A 21,001-nucleotide genomic window follows, 5' to 3' on the forward strand; every position below is an offset into this window, starting at 1 on the left:
TTACTCACCCGTCCGCCGCTCGCCACCTCAGGAGTAAACTCCCTTGTGCTGCCGCTCGACTTGCATGTGTTAGGCCTGCCGCCAGCGTTCAATCTGAGCCATGATCAAACTCTTCAATTAAAGTTTTTTTGCTTCCGTCTTACGACTTCAGCGGCTCAATGAATTCTGATTTTTTGTTTCTAACTAAAGAAACAAACTGTACATATTACTATGAACACTCATTGTTACATTGATTTAAATTTTTGACTGCCAACCCTAAGGTTAAGCAGTTTCGATTAACTCAACACCTGTGAGTGTCCACACAGATTTCTTGTTTTATCTTGTTAAAGAGCAACTCAATATTCGTAAGAGAATTTGAGTACCACACTGAGCGTCTAACGCTTCCAGTTGGCTAGGGCTGCGTATTCTACGCATTTCCCGTTTCGCGTCAAGGAGTTTTGCAAACTTTCTCAACACTCATCAATCAGTAAATTCATCGATGAACTGTCACATCAGGCTGCTTAACACTGTCTGCCGTGTCAGTGGATGCGCATTATAGGCAGCAGGAGATTTTGCGCAACCCCTATTTTCAGGAAATTTGCAGTTAATTCTAATTATCTAATCTAGCCACACCATACCCACCACTTACCCCCAAAGTTATCCACACCCTGCTCGTTTTAGACTCAGTTTCAACTTAAAATGAGATTTGATGAGCCTCTATTACTACGAATAAAGCACGGAGATTCCGTTGATTCTCGAGGCCAGAGGTGGGTTCTTGATGCAGCTTGTTCTAATAAATGGGCGAACGATAGATTAAAGAAACTCTTTGCCGACTTAATCAGAGATACAGGCCGTATTGCACAAAGCTGATATTGGCCACTTGTTAGCGATGAGCTTATCTATTAAAGCTAAGTTGATTTATCAAAGACGTCATGCACATTAAGAGTGGCATGTTCGCTTACCTATATTTAGTGACAGGAAATTTAGAAGCAAAAAAATACCCGCCAATGGCGGGTATTTTCTCATTCAGCTATGGCGTTAAACGCTGAGCTTATTCTTCAACAGGCGAGACCACGAACAGTAAGTCGCCTTGAGACACTTGCTGACCATTGCTGTTCAGGATGCGCTCGATACGATACTTCTTATCTTCAGGGTACAGAATCGCACTCTGACGGTTAAAGCCGGCTAAGGTCACTTGCGAGAACATCTTCATCGCTTCTGTTAGTGCTAGCGTTTGATCGACTGTGACTATGTCACCTTCTTTCACAAAATCCGCTTCACCCGGTGCAGAAGAGGTATAGAAGATACCTGCGCCTTGGGCTAACACTTTCAGTTCGTTACTTTCGCCAACACGCAGTGACTCAGTGTCCACTTCCACAGTTTCAGCGGCAGCTTCCATTTCAGCGATCAACGCAGGAATGTCCAGCTCAGCCATTAAACGTGGCAGATAGTTAGTATCGTAAACACCTTCGTTGAAGGTACCATCTTTCAAGATCAGCTTGAGTAACGGAATGTTAGTCGCGATGCCTTTCAGCACTACACTGTCTAAGTATTCGTACAGTTTGGCAATTACATCCTCACGGTTTTCACCACGCATGATGATTTGCGCAATCAAGCTATCGTAGTATGGCGATACTTCTTTACCTGGCGCAGCAATCGAAATGATTTCCACATCTGGATGATCTGGGAACACACACTCAGTGATCTTGCCAGGATTTGGGATCAGCTGCAGTATGCCATGGCTATCGAGCGCCGCTTTCTCAGCTGTCACACGTACTTCCATCGCATAACCAATTTCTTTAGGTTCTAACGCTGCAATTGAACGACCCGCTGCAATATCAAACTGCGCACTAACGATATCAATACCTGAAGTCGCTTCCGTAACAGGATGTTCAACCTGCAGACGTGTGTTCATCTCCATAAAGTAGACTTCGTTCGCATCTAAGTTATAGATAAACTCTACGGTACCTGCGCCCATGTAATCGGTCGCGTCGCCTAAGGCACGGGTATAGGCCAGCACTTGTCGCTTCAGCTCATCCGGCAGCATAGTTGAGCCAGATTCTTCGACCACTTTTTGGTTGTTACGTTGAACCGAACAGTCACGCAAACCTAATACTTTCGCGTTGCCGAACTTATCTCGCAGTAACTGCACTTCGATGTGACGTAGTGATGTCACATACTTCTCTAAGTACAAATCACCGTTACCAAAGGCAGCGGCCGCTTCAGTTGCGGTTTTTTGGAATAAACCAATCATGTCTTCAGGACGTTTTACAACCTGAATACCTTTACCGCCACCACCTTGTACCGCTTTAAGCAGTACTGGATAGCCGATTTCGCTCGCCACGTTTACGGCTTGCTCAGCATTGGTCAGAATACCGTGCGAACCAGGCACAACAGGTACGTTTTGCGCTTGCGATGTCTTAATTGCGTTCGACTTGTTACCCATAGTCGTCATTGAATGCACGCTAGGACCGACGAAGTTAACACCGTTATTCACACACAATGCAGCAAACTGCGGGCTTTCTGATAGGAAACCGATACCTGGATGCAATGCATCAACCTGTTCATATTCGGCCACTTTCAGCACTGAGTATGCGTTCAAGTAACTTTCGTCCGAGGTGTTACCACCAAGACAAACTAACTTGTCAGTTTCTTTAAGCATATCCGCGGGGACTGACGTCATATCTGGATCAGACGCCACTAATACCACATTGATATTATTGTCATGCGCCTTACGAATAAGTTTTACAGCTGTACAACCACGGGCGTGAACCAATACTTTGTTAATTGGCTTCATTAACTTACGTGGATCGTTCTGCACGATCACTTCTTCTTCAACAGTAGCTTCAACCACTAAGGTCGACAGTGCATTGATGATCACATCGTTAATTTTTGCCGAAGGCATTGGCATCAGAGGATCGATACCTGCTAACTGAGAGTCTAAATTGTCGCTGAATGGGTTATGGACTAAGCCCGCCATTGCGCCAGGTACTTTTGACAAGTAGTTAGAAAGCGTTGCCGTTGATGGTAAGTAAGCTGGCACCACCATTTGACCTGCGAATGGCATGTTAGTACCAGACAGATAGTAAGTTTGCACCAATGGGTGAGTCACAAAACTCGCCTGCGCACCACCGGTACAGTCACCAAAACCAAACATCAGTACTGGCAATTCGTTATCACGAATAAAGCGCGTGATACGATCGTTCACCACAGCCATAGAGAATAGCGCCGCGGCGCCTTCTTTAGTCTGCATACCACCTGAACTGATAAAGCACACAACGGGTAATTTACGCTTAGCACACTCGATCAATAGTGCAGAGAATTTCTCAGCACTAGCCATATCGAATGCACCCGCTTGGAATGCCGTGTTAGACACAGCCACACCCACACGCACTTTTTGACCTTTTTCTTTAAAGTCAGCAATACCTGTGATCAAACCACATGGGCGAATGCCTTTATCTAATGCGTCTTCAATCGATAAACGGAAGCCAGGGAAGTTGAGCAAGTTAGCCGACATCTTGTCGCCGTTGATCTCTTCGAAATGGGTAAAGAACTGCTTCACCACATTTTCCCAAGTCATGTTGCCTTTACGTTTTTCGTCACGCAGCACTTTTTGGATCAATAGATCCTGATAACCCATGGTCAAGCGGTTCCAGAAGTCCTTACGACGACCGATACGCACAGGGTTGATCGCGCCAGTGTACTTGCTGGTATCGCTTTCACTATCAAAATACTCAGGCAGTAAACGCTCGAAGAAGTAAGTCAGTACCACGAATAGACTGTCGTTAAGTTGTGGGAAACCCACACTCTTCCACTGCTCTACTCGCACCAGCAAATCGGCGCGGTTCGATTGACCCATAAAATACTTGAGCCACTTATAGAACTTAGCTTTGTCGTTCGAGGTATCTTGCGTCGACAATGCATGGTCAATTGACTTGTGCAACAGGTTGTTCACTGAGTTACGTGACAAACTCTTCGACATCATGGCTTCTTTCGCGATTGACGCTAAGCTGCCCACAACGTTGTCATACAAGGCATTGAAGATCAGAATGTTATGGCATTGCCAAATAAAGTCTTCACGCAGTTCTTCATTTACCACCACATCCAACACAGTCAGCTGATTCAGCTCAGGCCATTTAGCTTGAGTCACAGACTTTGGCAAATTTTCTAAGTGCTGAATCAGCCCTTTGAAGTTATTAGCCGCATTACTTTTCCAGCGGTGATATAAAGACCAACTGATGTTGAATAACAGCGCCTTACGTGCTTTTTTATAGTTCTCTTTTGGCTCACCCAAAATCAAACGTGTCAGCATGTTACGCTCGGTAGAGACTTCGTCACGTTTAGCGACAAAGTTAGTCCACAATTTATTCAAATCTTCGTCATAAACTAGCTTGTCAGGGTTAGACAACCAAGCTTGGAACACACGGTCTTGTTCCTGTTGAATACGTGCCAACAGATCACCTTCTGGCACGCTAGCACGTGACAGACGGCCATATTGCTCTTGAGAAATAGAATGGATACGGCTACGTAGCGTTAAATAACGCAAATAGCGATAGGCGCTACCGAACAAGTTATGGTGACTGGTAGGGCTCGTTGCCACAGCCAATTCTGCGTTCAGTTCCAAAGCCATCAAGTTTTTAGATGGATTAAGGAAACGAGTTAAACTGCGATCATAATGCTCACGTAAATCTTTAGATTCACGCACAAAATTCATCGCTGCACGCTCAACCGCTTCTACGCTGCTAATAATAGCGCGGCGCAGATTGTGCTGACGCTCGTCGCGATCGCCTGGTGAAAAGTCGATGATACCGTCGATACAACCTGAGGTATAAAGCTCTTCTGGTGATACACCCACAGATTTCGCACATTCTTGCCAAGATAAGTTGTACTTACGGGCAATACTTTGCAGACCTTGTGGCTGGATCGTGTTGAAAATACCGTCACGCAACGACAACAGAATATTCGCCGCCGCTAATGGAATTGCGCCACCAGAATAACCAGCACCAATTACGATGCCGACTGTCGGTACGTCAACGTTGGCACTTTCTGCGATGGCTTTAGAAATTGAATGCGCTTGGTTTTGGCTGTTAGCGATTTCGCCAGCATCCGCCCCAGGGGTATCAATTAAATAGATAATAGGCATAGACAATTCGGCGAAATGACGAATTGCTTTACAAGCGGCGTAATGATGCTCAGGCATCCAAGCACCGTTAGCGGTAGTGCGTTCTTGGGCAATAAAGCCAATACGACGAGTGCGTGAACCAAAGTTCAGCTCGACCTCAGCACTGTAAAAAGAGCCCAAGTGAGTTTCCGTAATCAAACGACCTTTAAGATCGGCAATAATACGTTTTGCACCAGGACGACCTTTATCTTGGGTCGGCTGGATCACTTTAGCAACGTAACCGTCGACATCTAAAGATGCCAAGTCTTTTAAGTTTGCTTGAATAGCATCCTCATTTAAAAGACCTTTAATTTCTTCCGATAAACTCTGTTTACTGTGCTTAGGAAACAGAGAAAAATCTTTTGCCAAATGCTCGGCCTGTAAAAAAAGCGGATCGGGCGTTTGGGCTTGAGTCATGTGTTTGGGCTGATTATTGCTGGTCATCAAAAGATCCTCTGCTTAGCCTCTGAAAATTTTTAGCCAATAAATATAACTTTGTTATCCCGTCAAATGCCATTAAACTGCATAGGACGCTTTGTTCCAAATATGAGACAGTGGGAATAACATGCCAGATTTAAACGGTATGATGCTATTTGCAGCCGTAGTTAGAGCGAAGGGATTCTCCCAAGCTGCACGTGAAACCGGCCACCCAAAATCCACCATAAGTCGCAAAATCGCGCAGCTAGAAGAACAACTTGGCGTGCGATTACTACAGCGCGACACCCGTAATTTGAGTTTGACCCAAATCGGGGCACTCTTTTATCAACACTGTGATTCGATTCGCAATGAGGTAGAAGCGGCCAAGGCAGTTATCGAGAATACTCACGATGATGTGTCAGGATCATTACGCATTGCAATCCCAGTGTCATTTAGCCAAGAACTTATCGCTAACCTCTGTAGCGGATTTATGCGTTTATATCCCAATGTTGAATTGGATGTCCAGTTTACCGACAACGATATTGGTTTAGTCGGTGAAGGATATGACATAGCCATCAAATATGGTCCACTTCAATCGTCGGACTTAGTCGCAAGATTACTGTTTGAACGCCAGCCAATTTTGGTGGCAAGCCCTGCATACTTAAAACTCAAAGGCACACCCGCGACCCCAAAGGAACTCAGCCTGCACAGTGGGATTTTATTGGGGACTTCTCGCTCAGCACCAATTTGGCCATTGGGTAAAGGTTCGCGTAAAACCATGGCGAACTTTCAGCGTAAAGTGAGGGTCAACAGCCCGATAATGGTGAAGCAATTAGCCATAGATGATTTTGGCATCGCCATGTTATCCAATTCAGCCTGTAAAACCGAACTTGCTAATGGACAGCTAGTACCGATTTTACAGGAATGGCCGATTGAACCTTTTAAGGTTTATGGGGTTTATTCGAGCAGACGCCAACTGGCCACCAACATCAGTGTCTTCTTAGATTTCTTTGTAAAACGCTTCAGCAGCCAAGAAAGCCTGCAATCCCTAATGGGTTAACGTTTCCCGTCGCATCAAGGAAACCTGTTTCAAGAAAACCCAATAAAAAAGCCTAGATCTGAGTCTAGGCTTTCAGTATCACGATTGATGTCAGCTAAGTAGGCAGCTTCATACGCAATTCTCGCAAGGTTTAGATACGCTATGCTTACGCGCCCTAGCATAGGCTAAGGAATAACGCGTTCCCGTTTTAAGATTTCCTTAGTAATGGCTTGACGCAATGGTAAACCTGCGGCGTCGGGAATATCCATATTCATCGCAAAAAACCATACATTATCATCGAGTTCAACCCAACCTACCCACCAGCCAATGCTTGGTTCTGCTCTGACTGCATAACCGGTTTTCGCACGAATAATATAGTCAGAATTCGCTTCAGTCAGCATGGCTTGCTTAACAATACGTAAACTGCGCTCAGAAGCGTGTATCTTGTTGTGATAAAGCTTACGTAGGAAATCGATTTGCTCCGTAGCCGAAATTCGTATGCCACCATCTAACCAAAAGCTATCCAAATTTCCCGAAATATCCTCATTACCATAATCAAACGAGGCGATCATCTTCGACATACGCGCCTCACCAATTTGGCGAGCAAACTCTTGGTAGACAGGCACAACCGAATACTTCATTGCAGTAATAAGGTTATGATCACGATTCCAAGTTGCGATATCTCGACTTTTACCATCCCAATTAAAGACTTGATGCTCATCCTTCACCACGCCAAGCTCTAGCGCGATCAAACTGTTAGGAATCTTAAACGTCGATGCAGGTAAAAAACCTTGATTGGCACGTTTAAGATTATTAGTGAATCCCTGTTGCTTGTTTTCATTCCATAACACCACTACGCCTTTAGTTTGGTGCTGAGTAAAACTAGCATCCCAACTGCGGGTTTCTTGCCACTCCTTAGCTGTAGTAGATGCAAAAGTCGGCGCCACTAAGCTTGACGACACTAAAATAGACGACATCACCAGCACAGCCGATATGGTGAACAAACGCATAAAGTCTCCTTGTAGAAAAACAAACAATCCAATGAACTAAAAAAGTGATTAAGGCTATCACTTAGGGTTTTGGCAAGCCCTAGCAAACTGCTGACCAATTGTGGCAAAAAAGAGGCAAACTAGACCCTATTGCACTGTTGCAGATGGGTTAATGCCAGCGCCACATGATTTGTGATAGAAGATATTGGCATAAGATGACAAAGATCACTGAGCTTAACTTTATTACCCTCAGCTTGTAATGCATACTTTTTGGCATAAGAGCCTATCCGCACGAAAAAATAATCATTATTTCCAATGAATAACGTCTAATCACTACAGGGAAGCCAAACATGTTGAAGCCAGTGTTAACACTCATCCTCACCACCAGCTTAATTACTACTGCCAGTGCCGTGCAGTTATTTGGTGACGTTGAAGTTTCCCGCCTACCAGCAGCCGAAAAAACCATAGGCGACGTAGTCACTCGCTATCAAGCACTTGACGATGGTCTGGCTCAACTGAGCTCAAAGAAAAACGAAGTTGACGCCACCCAATTAGCGGCGCGCCAAGGACACAGATTATGGCAACAAGCTGTCCGCGATGTACAGTCAGGGCATTTTGACGACCGACCTTTATACTGGGCTCGCCTTGCCATGCTTAATAGTCTAAAAACCACCAGCGCCAACTTTAAAATGGCCGATTGGCAACAAGACATATTAATGAGTGCGGTTGAAAAAGCCTCACGGGGTTTTAGCGATATTCAATATGGTGATGATGTCCAAATCAAAATATTCCTCACGGGTTTCGATCCTTTCTTCCTCGACAAAGATATCACCCAGAGTAATCCTTCAGGTTTAGTCGCCCTCGCCTTGGATGGTTTTCGCTTTGAAATTAATGGTAAAACGGCGCAAATAGAAACCGCTATGGTGCCAGTACGTTTTGCAGATTTTGATCAAGGACTTATCGAGTCGCTATTGAGCCCGATTTATCGCGATCTTAAAACACAATTTGTGTTCACCGTTAGCATGGGCCGAACTGATTTTGATATTGAACGTTTCCCTGGGCGAAATCGCAGCGCAGCGGCGCCCGATAACCAAAACGTACTCACTGGCGGCACTAAAACCGCACCCGTTGCCCCAAAACTTAATGGTAAAGATTTTATCGGCCCCGAATTTGTGGAATTTTCACTGCCTGTTTCGGCTATGCAAGTCAAAGATGGTCAATGGAAAGTCAATAACAACCATACTGTCACTACCCTTGCCCGCGGCGAATTTAGCGCGACGTCATTAAACGAACTGCAAAACGAAACCTCAGTCGAAGGCTCTGGCGGCGGTTATCTTTCTAATGAAATCTCCTATCGTGCCATAGTCTTGCAGCAAAAGTTTAATAGCCATGCCAAGGTCGGCCACATTCACACACCAAGAGTCAAAGGCTATGACGCAGATACTGAGCAAGCTATAGTCGAACAAGTACGCACTATGGTGATGCAGGCGGCAGCGAGTTTATAGCCAAGTCACATTTCCTGAAACTGGCTGAAACTGGCATTGTCAGATAGCGTTCGCTATGATGCGAACGCTTCTGATGTGAACGCTTAGGCAGGCTTAATCACCGATAAGTTTTAAGCACTCAATTTTATCTTTAACCGACGAGATCCAATGCTAACGCTATGCTGAAACCCGCTGACTTACTCAATGCCTTACGCCGTCGCAGCAGTGAAGCACTTGCCCCGCTGACAAAATCGACGTACGCAGCCTTAGGCCAAAGCCAAGATGAGTCGCAGGTGATAATGAGTCCACCAGCACCCAATCCGACTCAGGCACATATTTTCACTGGTTCATCACGCCCACTCTCGTCACTACAAATTCAAGTACTAGAGCGAATTGAAGCCTGTTATCAAGAGGCCGAGATATCGCTTAAGCGCACTTTTCCACGCCCAGTCACTCAATTTAGTCTAAGGGGTAAGAGTGCGGGTACGGCTCATCTGCAACAGAATCGCTTGCGATTCAATCCTGTATTGCTACGCGAAAACAGCGAGGCATTTCTGACTGAGGTCGTCCCCCACGAAATTTGTCATTTGCTGTGTTTTCAGCTTTTTGGCAAAACCAAGCCCCACGGTAAAGAATGGCAATCTTTGATGTTAACGGTATTTAAGGTCAATCCGAGTACCACACATAGCTTTAATACCACTTCAGTTACAAGTCGCGATGTTGAGTATCGCTGCGCCTGTGGACCTATTCGACTGAGTATTCGCCGCCATAACAAGGTGCTGCGTGGTGAAAGTCGTTATATCTGTAAACGCTGTAAGACCCATTTAACTGCGATCTAGCGACTTTCAGCAAACAAAACCCCCACCTAAGTACGACTCAATTTGCATAAACAGCGATATTTCCCTTACCATCACGCCATAAAAGATGAGCCAAAGGCTCGCGTAGTGTTTGTTATTTTGGGATAAATTTTGAACATAGCTTCTTTAACCGTTAATTCACGGCGACTTTTGTTGTGCCTAATCACTTGGGCGGCGACCTTATCTGTGCCCGCAAGTGCCTCAGTGTCACATCCCAGCAGTTTCAGCCAAGCGAAAACCAAGTCACAGGCGCTCTACGTAGGCAGTCGCCAAGGCACGTTACCCGCCACCAGTTTCTACTGTGGTTGCGATATTCAAATCAAAGGCAAATCCTGGAAACCCGATCTCGCCAGCTGTGGTTATCAAGTCCGTAAACAGGAAACCCGCGCCAACCGTATCGAGTGGGAACACATAGTCCCCGCCTGGGAATTTGGCCATCAACTCCAATGCTGGCAAAAGGGCGGCCGTAAAAACTGTACCGATAACAGTAATGAATTTAATAAGATGGAATCAGACATGCATAATTTGGTGCCCGCAATTGGTGAGGTCAATGGCGATCGCAGCAACTTCCGATTTAGCCAATGGAACGGTAAGGCTGACCAATATGGCCAATGTGCTATGGTAGTCGACTTTAAGAATCGTCAAGCACAACCTCCCGCGAATACCCGCGGTAAGATAGCCAGAACCTACCTCTATATGCAGCAGACCTATGGTCTTAAAATCGCCTCAAGCCAATTAAAATTGTTTAAGGCATGGGATAAAACCTATCCAGTTGATACTATTGAGTGCAAACGTGATAACGCCATAGCGCAAACCCAAGGTAACCATAACCCCTTTGTGCAGAATGCCTGTAATGCGCCACCACAGCGTCAACAATTAGCCGAATAAGGTCGACAATGAGAGTCCCAAGAATTTATCAACCTCAGCCATTAGCCATCAATCAACAGTTGAACTTAGACGAAGATGGCGCGGCCCATATCGGCAAGGTGCTACGCATGGGCAACGGCGAACATATCAGTCTATTTAATGGCGATGGCAATGATTATCTTGCTGAAATTGTCGATGCAGGTAAGAAGCATGTCACAGTAAAACTGCTCTCCTGTGAGGCCAATTTATCTGAGTCGCCACTCAACTTGCACTTAGGCCAAGTGATTTCCCGTGGCGATAGAATGGAGTTCACCATTCAAAAATCAGTCGAGCTTGGCGTCAATACGATTACGCCGCTGTTTTCAGATCGCTGCGGTGTGAAACTCAACGGCGAACGCCTAGAGAAAAAAATTCAGCAATGGCAGAAGATCGTCGTGAGCGCCTGTGAGCAATCGGGACGCAGTCAAGTGCCCGTGGTTCGCCCAGCGATGGACTTACACGATTGGTGCAGTGAGCCGACCTCAGCGCTTAAACTCAATTTGCATCCACGTGCCGCACACGGTATCAATGGCTTAGATTTGGCGCATACCCGCGTGCGACTATTAATTGGCCCAGAAGGCGGTTTGTCGACGGAAGAAATCGCCATGACAGAAACCTATCAGTTTACCGATGTGTTGCTTGGCCCCAGAGTGCTACGCACCGAAACCGCCTCGCTCACCGCCATTACAGCACTGCAACTCAGATTTGGTGATTTAGGCTAGACCGTTCACAACCGCACACAGCGGTGGTATGGCACCCCATTATCCAATAAATGCTTTTTTGCCTGCAAACGGCGACAAATAAGGAACAGATTAATGATAAAACTCGGCATAGTGATGGACCCCATCAGTGAGATCAACATTAAGAAAGACTCCAGTTTTGCCATGTTAATGGCCGCGCAGGAAAGAGGTTATCAGCTGTTTTATATGGAAATGGCCGATCTTGCCATGGTCAACGGTGTGGCTATGGCCAATATGCGTCCGTTAACTGTTTTCAATGATGCGAGTAAATGGTTTGAACTCGGCGAAGCTACAGACACGCCGATGAGCGAACTCGACGTGATCTTAATGCGTAAGGACCCGCCATTCGATACTGAGTTTATCTACGCAACTTACATGCTTGAACGCGCCGAAGAACAAGGCGTGTTGATCGTTAATAAGCCACAAAGCTTACGTGATGCTAACGAGAAACTGTTTACCGCATGGTTTAGCGAATTCACGCCAGAAACGATCGTGACCCGTGATGCCAAACGTATCCGCGCTTTCCACCAAGCGAAGGGCGATATTATTCTTAAGCCACTTGATGGTATGGGCGGCACCTCGATTTTCCGCGTGAAGCAGGACGACCCAAACCTTGGGGTCATCATAGAAACCTTGACCAGCTATGGCCAACAATATGCCATGGCGCAAGCCTTTATCCCTGAGATAACCAAAGGTGATAAACGCATTTTAGTGGTCGATGGTGAGCCTGTGCCCTACGCCTTGGCGCGTATCCCAATGAAAGGCGAAACCCGTGGTAACTTAGCGGCAGGCGGAAGCGGTGTGGCTCAACCTTTATCCGACAGCGATTGGGCAATTGCCCGCGCCATTGGTCCAGAACTTAAAAAGCGTGGACTGATTTTTGTCGGCCTCGATGTCATTGGTGACAAGCTGACTGAGATCAACGTAACCAGTCCAACTTGTATCCGTGAGATCCAAGCAGCATTTGATGTCGACATCACAGGCATGTTAATGGATGCTATTGAAGCACGCATTAACACCAAAGCATAAAAATTTACCAACGAGTTTGTTGATTTAAGGCGCTTTGACATCACAAGCGCCTAGCCACTTTCTAGGGATGTGATATGAGTTTCACCAAAGCGCCATTCTTGTTACTCGGCATAGGTTTATTACTATCGACTCCGACTTGGGCCAACATAGAAACAGGTCCAACGAAAGCACCGTCGCGTCCCAAAAACATTGTCATCATGATAGGTGATGGTATGGGACCGTCTTACACTAGCGCTTACCGTTACTACAAAGATAATCCTGACACAGAGGAAGTCGAACAAACCGTATTCGACCGTTTACTTGTAGGTATGGCGAGCACTTATCCCGCCAGTGTCAGTGGTTATGTTACCGACTCAGCCGCGGCAGCAACTGCGCTCGCCACTGGCGTTAAATCTTACAATGGGGCGATTTCGGTCGATACCCAAAAGCAACCGCTGCCGACCATACTCGAAAAAGCCAAATCCCTTGGCCTCAGCACAGGTGTGGCTGTCACATCCCAGATAAACCACGCCACGCCTGCAGCCTTTTTAGCCCACAACGAGAGCCGTAAAAACTACGACGCTTTAGCACTCAGCTATCTAGAAACCAACGCCGATGTATTCTTAGGCGGTGGTCAAAAATACTTTACCCCTGAACTATTAGCACAATTTAAAGCCAAGGGTTATCAACATATTACTCGTTTTGAAGATCTCGCCAGCATCACCCAACCTAAAGTGCTGGGACTGTTTGCCGAAGTCCAATTACCTTGGGCAATTGATGAAAAAGATGCGAAAAAACTCAGCACTTTAACCCAAAAAGCGCTCAGTTTACTGTCGCAGAATGACCAAGGTTTTGTACTGTTAGTCGAAGGAAGCCTCATCGACTGGGCGGGTCACAATAACGACATAGCTACAGCCATGGGTGAAATGGATGAATTCTCCAATGCCATTGAAGTGGTTGAGCAATTCGTGCGTGAACATCCTGATACCCTGATGGTGATCACCGCCGACCATAATACCGGCGGCCTATCGATTGGTGTCGATGGAAAGTACAACTGGAACCCTGAAATCCTACGCAACGTTTCAGCCAGTACCGACACATTAGCCTTAGCCGCCATCAGCGGTGAACAATGGCAGGCCGATCTCACCCGCGGTTTAGGTTTTGAGCTCAACGAAGAAGAAATCGCAACATTAACGGTCGCCAGAATGCAGGGATTAGAAACCATCGCGGTTGCGATTCGCCATGTTATTGATAAGCGAACTGATACGGGTTGGACAACCGACGGTCACACAGGCACAGACGTACAAGTGTTTGCCGCAGGTCCCGCATCTGAGCTGTTTAACGGCCATCAAGACAATACTGATATCGCCAATAAGATTTTCAGCTTATTGCCAAAACCGAAGAAACCTAAGAGCTAAGCGTTAATCGATTCCTTTCATTAAAGGCAATCACATAAGGCAACCGCATAATGCAGTTGCCTTTTTTATTGTTTTTTTTATTAGGGATTTTATTAGGTCTTAGTGCAGTGATTCCATGCAAACTGGCTCGGGCGTGAATAACGGGTATAATGCCCACACTTAAGTTTATAGGTGCCTGTAACTGTGTTAACTAATCCATCGCAAGTCATTATTCGTAATCAAGACAGCCTAAGCCAACATAAGGTGTTAGTGCTCAATCATGAAGCCGATCTACTGCCAAAAGCCCTGCTCGATGTCGCGGCCTCGGTCGATGCCCTCGCCTTGGATTATCACCATTATTTACACTTAGCGCCGCACGCGAATTCAAAACTGCGTTGCTACTTCGGCCACGAACTGCCACATCAAGACCCAATTAAACCAGAAAAGTACGATACGGTTATCATTTATTTCCCCAAGGCTAAACCCCTCGCACCTTATCTGTTTAACCTCGCCGCCAGCCATCTTGTGCCTAACGGCCAGCTATTAGTCGTTGGGGAAAACAAAGGCGGGATTAAGTCTTTAGTTAAACTCTTGCCTGAGTATTTTGCGACGGGTATGAAACTCGATAACGCCCGCCACTGCCTGCTGTTTGGTAGCAATTTAGAGGGCAGCGCCCCGGCAATGAAACTTAGCGACTGGGTCAGTCAGTATCAACTCATAACGCCGCAAGGCGAGATCAGTATCTGTAATTTAGTCGGGGTATTTAGCGAAAAACGGTTAGATCTCGGCACTGAATTATTATTGTCACACCTACCAACACTCTCGGGTCGAGTGCTCGATTTTGGTTGCGGCGCAGGCGTGATCACCGCAGCCCTACTAAAAGCACAACCAAGCCTATCCCTTGAATGCGTTGATATTAATGCCATGGCGTTAGCTTCTTGTGAACTCACCCTGGCGGCCAATGGCATGACAGCCAAAGTGTATCCGTCCGATGGGCTCACGCAAACCACAGGAAAATTTAACGGCATTATCTCTAATCCGCCGTTTCATGATGGCCTCGCCAGCACCACCAGCATAGCGCAGAACTTTGTCACCGATAGTGCTAAGCAATTACAACATAATGGTATTTGGCAAATAGTCGCCAATCGCCACCTGCCCTATTCCGATATTATCGCCGCCGAATTTGGCCAATTGAAAGTGGTTGCCGACAACAACAAGTACAAGTTGTATTACTTCCAGCACAAATAGATGTTTGATTAATAACGCGCAGATGCTTTCGCTGAAGCGCGTTATTGGCAACACCAGCCACTCACTCTTATCCCAATCCCTGTTTGTTTGCAGATAAAACCTCACTTTCATCGTGTTACAAAATTCAATATTGTGATCTGCCGCATGCCAGCGATTCTGACAATCCCCCACTTATAGTCACTCAACAGCCGTTCCTAACATAGGGATTCGATTTAAAACATCAAAATAATGGTTAAACCCAAAATCAATATAAGTTGTGGTTTATTCAGTGATTTTTGCTATAAAACCAGAGATAACACTGATTATAAGACTCAATTTTTTATAAAAAACTATTTTAAAATTCACTCATAGACCATTAACAACAAAATGACAACATTTGCTGATTTTGCAGCCAAAAAGGCTTCTTTACCCTAAGTTTCTACTGTTATACTCAAAACAGCTTCTTAACAAGAATAAAACGCAATTACTAGGAATGCCCCTATGCTGGACCCTGAACTCATAGAGCTAAACAGCGATAAGACAAAAGCTGAATTGCGCCTGATCCCTAATGTCCATGGTCCAGTCACCCATGAAGACATAATGCGCCTGTTGTCTTTACCTGAATTCGCCGCCCTGTTTCCGCTAGAGCCAGCCATTACTAAAACCGTCGCTAAAATCAACTCTCTTTGTAATCAAGACGATGGAAAATTTGAGCTCTATACTACTTTGGCCGAACGTCGCGATGGCAGCATAGCTATCGAGATTAGTCCCGATAAAATGCAAGCCAGCCTTAAACTTACCGCAGCATGGGGTGGTAAACAGATAGATTTGCCAGAGATCCTCACTCATCTCAAAAAAAACAACGTCTGCATGGGGCTAAGCAAACTCAAAATTCAAGCTCTACTAAAGCAACTCAGCACACTCAAGCCAGGGGAAATCTGCCAAAGTGAAATAGCCCAAGGCAAAGCCCCTGTTAATGGACTCAATGCGGTACTAGAACGCAAAGTATTCCTTGCGCGGGAGCGCTTGCTTCAGCCACAAGAGCGCGAAGATGGCAGTGTCGATATGCGCAATTTAGGCGCAATGATCGTTGTTAAAGCCAATGATCTCTTGATGGTTAAACATTTAGCCACCGAAGGCACTCCGGGCTACAACATCAAGGGCGAAGTCCTTAAACAAAAACCAGGTAAGGATGCCGTGCTTCAAGCGGGTACAGGCACAGCTTTTCATCCCAAAGATCCCAATAAGCTGATCGCCACAGTGCCGGGGCAACCCGTCGAAACCCGTACAGGTATGAATGTCGATGATGTACTGCAACTTAAAGATGTCGACATCAGCACAGGCCATGTCACCTTCAAGGGCAGTATTTTAATTACAGGTGATGTCCACGAGGGCATGATAGTTAAAAGCTCAGGCGATATTACCGTGATGGGGTTTGTGGACTCCGCCACCCTTGAAGCAGAAGGCGATGTCACTGTGAGTAAAGGCATCATTGGCCGCCAGATTAAAGCCAATGAATACTCTACCAATATCTATTCTCAAGGGCAGATCAGCGCCCAATTTGTGCAATATTCTCAATTAGTTGCCAAAGGTAATATCTTAGTCACTAAACAGTTGCTGCACAGTAATACCAAAACCGCCGGCAGTTTAACGGTCAGCGATCCTAGCGGTCGTCGTGGTGATCTGGTTGGCGGAGTCGCACACGCTGAAAAAGGCATCACGGCGGTTGTCATAGGTGCAACGGCAGGGACTAAAACTGACGTTTACTGCGCAATGGGACAGGCTGAACTCAAGCAAGATCTCAAGCTACTCGATGAGAGCGTTAAAGCTATGGTCGTCGCCAGTTTAGATATCGAGGCTCGCCTCAATAAACTGCCCCCCAAGTCAGAATGGCAAGCTGACGCGGTTATGATTGAGCAAATAAAGATGATGCTTGATGAAAAGAATCGCATCATGGACGAACGTACCCGTGAAGAGCTTGAATTCGATACCTTTAAACAAGAAGTCGAAGGCTACTACGAAAAATACCGCATCGAAGTGCTTAAACACGTATTCCTTAACGTTGAGCTGCATATAGGTCCAGCAAATCACCGTACGGCACGTGAACACGGCACTTGTTGTATTGCCAATGTTAATCAAGAGATTAACTTTGACTATAACGCCAAGGCCAAAGCTGCACCGAGCACATAAGGTTCACTAGGGTTCTTAACTTATTGGTCGCTCAGCCAGTGCTGAGGCGGCTTTCGCTCGGTAGCCAAACCTCTGAACTCGTTCTGGCCTCTATCTATCTTCTCCAAGCGTGGCATACTGCTCACAGATAAACGCACGCAGCAGTATGCCAAGTCACCTTCTTGCTAAATCCTAATCCTTGTCTACTGCCGCCGATTGATCTCAGAGAATACCTCAGAGCCCATTTTAAACTTCCTAAGGATCTGAAATGACTAGCGTTAAGATGTCGAGTATTGAATGGCCAGCGATTGTAAAACTGACTCAAAATGACGAATTACTTTACCTAGAACATCAAAGAGATTGGCTCGAACTGGCCTGTCTCTATCAGCATCACTTCATCGAAACCGATCAATTATTAGACTCCAAAGGGCAGCGATACCTTATCAGTGCCTGTCCACAAAAAATCCATGAAGATCCTGTTGGCGAATTACCTCGATTACTGCGCCAAAAACAGGATTTGCCACTCAATGAATTTATCAAATGGGTTCAAAATCATGCCCAAGCACTAGGACAATGTTGTGTTGCTAAACTGGCTTTCACGACAATTGCCCAAGGCATCGAAATTGTTCGTACCCTCGATGAATAAACAGCAAACACATGATAAGCCATAATAAATGGCTATCAATGACTCAGTTAATCAATAAAAACAACATGACCTTAAAAGCTAATATCCTCATAATCAATTCACAGGCATAATTTGCCACGGTGTAACAGCGCTAAGCCAGACGGTAAAGCGCTTAAGATGCACTCCAAAATAACCGTTTTCTGCGTCGACTCAAGGGATGACGTTTAAGTTGGCACTAAATATACAAACAGATGGAACCGAAATTGGAACTACTTAAGATTGACTGCTTAGGCAAACAACTGCGCTTAGAAGGCTCGCTCGCGGGCTGGCAACAACTCTACTGGGACAACACCTTAGTCTCACAAAAAGAAGCTTCCGTCGATAATGGCGGCCTTAAAGTCCATGTCTTTGAGCTCACCCACCACAGCAGCCCATTGGTGACAGAAAGTGGTGAGCAAGCCATCGCCATAACAGAAGCTAAAATCCAAGTTCGCCTCGAAACCGATCTCGTTTGGCAGCCTTTCCGCCTCGATTACTGCTTGCTGATGGATGACAAGATTATCGACCAAGGGCGACGGACAGAGAAAGATATCGAACGCCAAACACCAGAAACGCCCATCGTTAAACAGCAAAAAATCAGCATGATAGGACTCGCCTCCCTCGGCTTTAAGCTGTTAAAAAGCGCTAAAGTCATAAAGGTAGTGTTAGCGGGCGCCAGTGTTGCCGCTTACTCTTGGCTATTCTCCTTCCAATTCGCCCTCGCACTTATCGCCTGTTTGGTATTTCACGAATATGGCCATATTCGCGCAATGAAATATTTTGGGATGAAGACCAAAGGGATTTACCTTATTCCCTTTATGGGCGGACTCGCGCTCTCCGATGAGAAAATTAATACGCGTTGGCAAGATGTGGTGATTTCTATCATGGGACCGACCTTTGGGCTCTTGATGTCCATCGCTTCCTTGATTGCTTACCACGCAACGGGCAATGTGTTTTTTGCTGGCCTTGCCGCCTTTAATGCGCTGCTTAACCTATTTAATTTATTGCCTATTCTGCCACTCGATGGCGGCCATATTTTAAAGAGCATCAGCTTTTCGATGAACAGCATTATGGGCTTGGTCGCCTGCGCCGCTGGTGCCGCTTTTGGTGTGTATATCAGCTACACCTTAGGCTTAGCGCTATTGGGCTTCTTGCTGTTGATCGGTAGCTTAGAAATCATCTTCGAGTGGCGCACTCGCCATCAAAGCCACCTGCTGCCATTAGACAGATACGGGCAAATCTTCTCGGTTATTTGGTACTTGCTCACGGTTGGTGCCTTAGTCGGCATCATCTGGCACTTAGCCGGAACCGGCGATGATATGCTCAGTCTGCCGCTGCAAATATTACGCAGCTAATTCTGCTTAACGGCTAAACGCGGCGCAAAGGCACTAGCACGAGTGCTTACACTTGCACTTGTCCAGAGTGATGCAATACAAAAAAACGCTATTAATAGCGGTTTTTTATTTTTCTGTCGCGCTGTGATGCTTTTACAAAAATGCGCTATTCCTTTGCCAAAGGCGGGGCAATATCACTGCCACCAAGGGCTTGATAAAGTGTCGCTTGGGCGGTGAGTTGGTTATAGCGATTCTCGAGTAAAGCCGCCTCGGCGCTGCGACGGTTCTCTTGGGCATCAATCCAATTCTGAATACCGATAGCGCCATTGCGGTACTGGCTCTCATAAATGGCTTCAACGGCCGCCGCTGCGCTAAATTGCTGTGCCAACTTCTCCCCTTGATAACGATATTGCTGCTTAGCCGAAATCGCGTTATCGACATCTTCAAAGGCGGAATAAAGCGTCTTGCGATAATTCACCACTGCAGTTTGATAATTGATATCGGCAATGTCGTTATTGATTTGCATTTGATTCCACTGCAAAAAGGGCAAGACTAGCCCTGCGCCTAAACTGCCAACGGGATTACGTAACAACTCTTTTAACTCAGAGGTCGACTCCCCAACACCGCCGGTTAAACTCAGGCTTGGGAAATAACTCGCATAGGTCGCATCTTTACTCGCCAAGGCGGAGCGCAGTTGATACAAGGAGGCCTTCACATCTGGCCGTCTCACTAATAAATCTGCGGGTACACCCACGCTAACATCAGGTACTGCTACGTCGGGGAGTTGCTTAATCTCAACCCAAGTTTCGCCTGAGGCTAAACTCTGCGCAGGAACAGCTGCAGGAGTCTGATTGAGTAATATCGCGAGGGCATTTTTAGCCACAGTTAATTGCTGAATAAGCTGGCTATGGGCAGCCTCTTGTCCCGCCATACTGCGCTGAGCTTCAAGCACATTCACTTGCGTCACGGCCCCAGAATCATACTGCCTTTGGGTTAATGCCAGCGTTTGCTGACTGTACTCGATACTCTTTTGGCTTAAATCAATCCGTTGATTTAAATAACCTATCTGCCAATACAAGGATGCAGTGGTCGCCACTAGGCTTTGGGTGGTACTTTCTCTATCTTCGGCGCTCGCCAGCGCCGCCCATTGAGCTTGGTCGATATTGGCCGACACTTTGCCCCACAAATCCACCTCATAACTCACGGACAATTTTGCTTGATAACTCTTAGTCGCATCGCCACCCTCAAGTGGCTGATTACGGGAAGCGTCAAGGTTTGCCGATAACTGTGGGTATAGATCATCCCGCGTTAGTCCTGCCTGCAAGCGTGCCTTACGCAGCGTTAAGGTCGCTAGGGTTAAGTCATTGTTAGTGCTCAACACTTGACTGACCAGCTTATCGAGCTCGGGCTGATGAAACTGCTGCCACCAAGGGTCGACTTTTACTTGCTCATTCACTGTGGTGTTTTGCCACTGTTCGGGAATAGCCAGTGCAGGTGGTTCAAAGTCTGAACGCATAACACTGCCACAACCACTCAACAGGGCTATGCACAGAGCTGGTCCCAAAGCCGTGCAAACAGCAATAGTACTGCTACGAAGCGAAAATGGCTGATTAAAAAGTTTAGTATTCAT

At 46.2% G+C, this 21,001-nt stretch carries 14 protein-coding genes and 1 rRNA gene; 11 read left to right on the plus strand and 4 right to left on the minus strand.

Going from position 1 to position 21,001, the window contains the following annotated elements:
• Together KFE26_RS18900 and KFE26_RS18905 are read right to left on the minus strand one after the other, a co-directional pair.
• Nucleotides 1-120: ribosomal RNA gene (locus KFE26_RS18900) — 16S ribosomal RNA — on the minus strand; the annotation flags it as partial.
• 910 nt (nt 121-1,030) lie between these two features.
• A complete protein-coding gene (locus KFE26_RS18905; RefSeq protein ID WP_113941555.1) occupies nt 1,031-5,584 on the minus strand; it encodes a biotin carboxylase N-terminal domain-containing protein in 4,554 nt (1,517 codons plus the stop codon).
• 121 nt (nt 5,585-5,705) lie between these two features.
• Between KFE26_RS18905 and KFE26_RS18910 the strand changes: the two genes are divergently transcribed.
• Entirely contained in the window at nt 5,706-6,617 is a 912-nt protein-coding gene (locus tag KFE26_RS18910; RefSeq protein ID WP_105251501.1) for a LysR family transcriptional regulator, read from the plus strand.
• Between the two features lie 164 nt (nt 6,618-6,781).
• Here the strand turns inward: KFE26_RS18910 and blaOXA are convergent, their stop codons facing one another.
• Complete coding sequence (gene blaOXA, locus KFE26_RS18915; RefSeq protein ID WP_168826813.1) at nt 6,782-7,606, minus strand: class D beta-lactamase; 825 nt, start codon at nt 7,604-7,606, stop codon at nt 6,782-6,784.
• Nucleotides 7,607-7,935: 329 nt separating this feature from the next.
• On the opposite strand from blaOXA, the gene KFE26_RS18920 reads away from it, so the two are divergent.
• The 10 genes from KFE26_RS18920 (at nt 7,936) to KFE26_RS18965 (ending at nt 19,392) form a co-directional block, all read left to right on the plus strand.
• The gene (locus KFE26_RS18920) at nt 7,936-9,090 is read left to right on the plus strand and encodes a hypothetical protein (RefSeq protein WP_212601346.1); all 1,155 of its coding nucleotides are present in this window, start codon (nt 7,936-7,938) and stop codon (nt 9,088-9,090) included.
• Nucleotides 9,091-9,248: 158 nt separating this feature from the next.
• Nucleotides 9,249-9,908, plus strand: a complete 660-nt coding sequence (locus KFE26_RS18925) for a SprT family zinc-dependent metalloprotease (RefSeq protein ID WP_212601347.1) — start codon at nt 9,249-9,251, stop codon at nt 9,906-9,908.
• Nucleotides 9,909-10,037: 129 nt separating this feature from the next.
• A complete protein-coding gene (gene endA, locus KFE26_RS18930; RefSeq protein WP_212601348.1) occupies nt 10,038-10,814 on the plus strand; it encodes an endonuclease in 777 nt (258 codons plus the stop codon).
• Between the two features lie 8 nt (nt 10,815-10,822).
• Nucleotides 10,823-11,554, plus strand: coding sequence for a 16S rRNA (uracil(1498)-N(3))-methyltransferase (rsmE, locus tag KFE26_RS18935; protein WP_212601349.1), 732 nt, complete (start codon nt 10,823-10,825; stop codon nt 11,552-11,554).
• Nucleotides 11,555-11,647: 93 nt separating this feature from the next.
• Nucleotides 11,648-12,601 (plus strand): glutathione synthase, encoded by a 954-nt coding sequence (gene gshB, locus KFE26_RS18940; RefSeq protein ID WP_168826802.1) that lies wholly within the window; start codon nt 11,648-11,650, stop codon nt 12,599-12,601.
• A 74-nt stretch (nt 12,602-12,675) separates the two neighbouring features.
• Nucleotides 12,676-13,998 (plus strand): alkaline phosphatase, encoded by a 1,323-nt coding sequence (locus tag KFE26_RS18945; protein WP_212601350.1) that lies wholly within the window; start codon nt 12,676-12,678, stop codon nt 13,996-13,998.
• A gap of 183 nt (nt 13,999-14,181) precedes the next feature.
• The gene (locus KFE26_RS18950; protein WP_212601351.1) at nt 14,182-15,225 is read left to right on the plus strand and encodes a methyltransferase; all 1,044 of its coding nucleotides are present in this window, start codon (nt 14,182-14,184) and stop codon (nt 15,223-15,225) included.
• Nucleotides 15,226-15,705: 480 nt separating this feature from the next.
• Complete coding sequence (locus KFE26_RS18955; RefSeq protein WP_198573564.1) at nt 15,706-17,394, plus strand: DUF342 domain-containing protein; 1,689 nt, start codon at nt 15,706-15,708, stop codon at nt 17,392-17,394.
• 247 nt (nt 17,395-17,641) lie between these two features.
• Nucleotides 17,642-18,019 carry a DUF4144 family protein gene (locus KFE26_RS18960; protein ID WP_028759298.1) on the plus strand — a complete coding sequence of 126 codons (378 nt, stop codon included), beginning with the start codon at nt 17,642-17,644 and terminating at the stop codon, nt 18,017-18,019.
• A gap of 230 nt (nt 18,020-18,249) precedes the next feature.
• Nucleotides 18,250-19,392, plus strand: a complete 1,143-nt coding sequence (locus tag KFE26_RS18965; RefSeq protein WP_168826794.1) for a site-2 protease family protein — start codon at nt 18,250-18,252, stop codon at nt 19,390-19,392.
• A 145-nt stretch (nt 19,393-19,537) separates the two neighbouring features.
• Here KFE26_RS18965 and KFE26_RS18970 read toward each other — a convergent pair whose 3' ends face one another.
• Complete coding sequence (locus KFE26_RS18970) at nt 19,538-21,001, minus strand: efflux transporter outer membrane subunit (RefSeq protein ID WP_212601352.1); 1,464 nt, start codon at nt 20,999-21,001, stop codon at nt 19,538-19,540.

It is taken from the genome of Shewanella sp. M16 (assembly GCF_018224605.1).
GTDB classification, from domain to species: domain Bacteria; phylum Pseudomonadota; class Gammaproteobacteria; order Enterobacterales; family Shewanellaceae; genus Shewanella; species Shewanella oncorhynchi.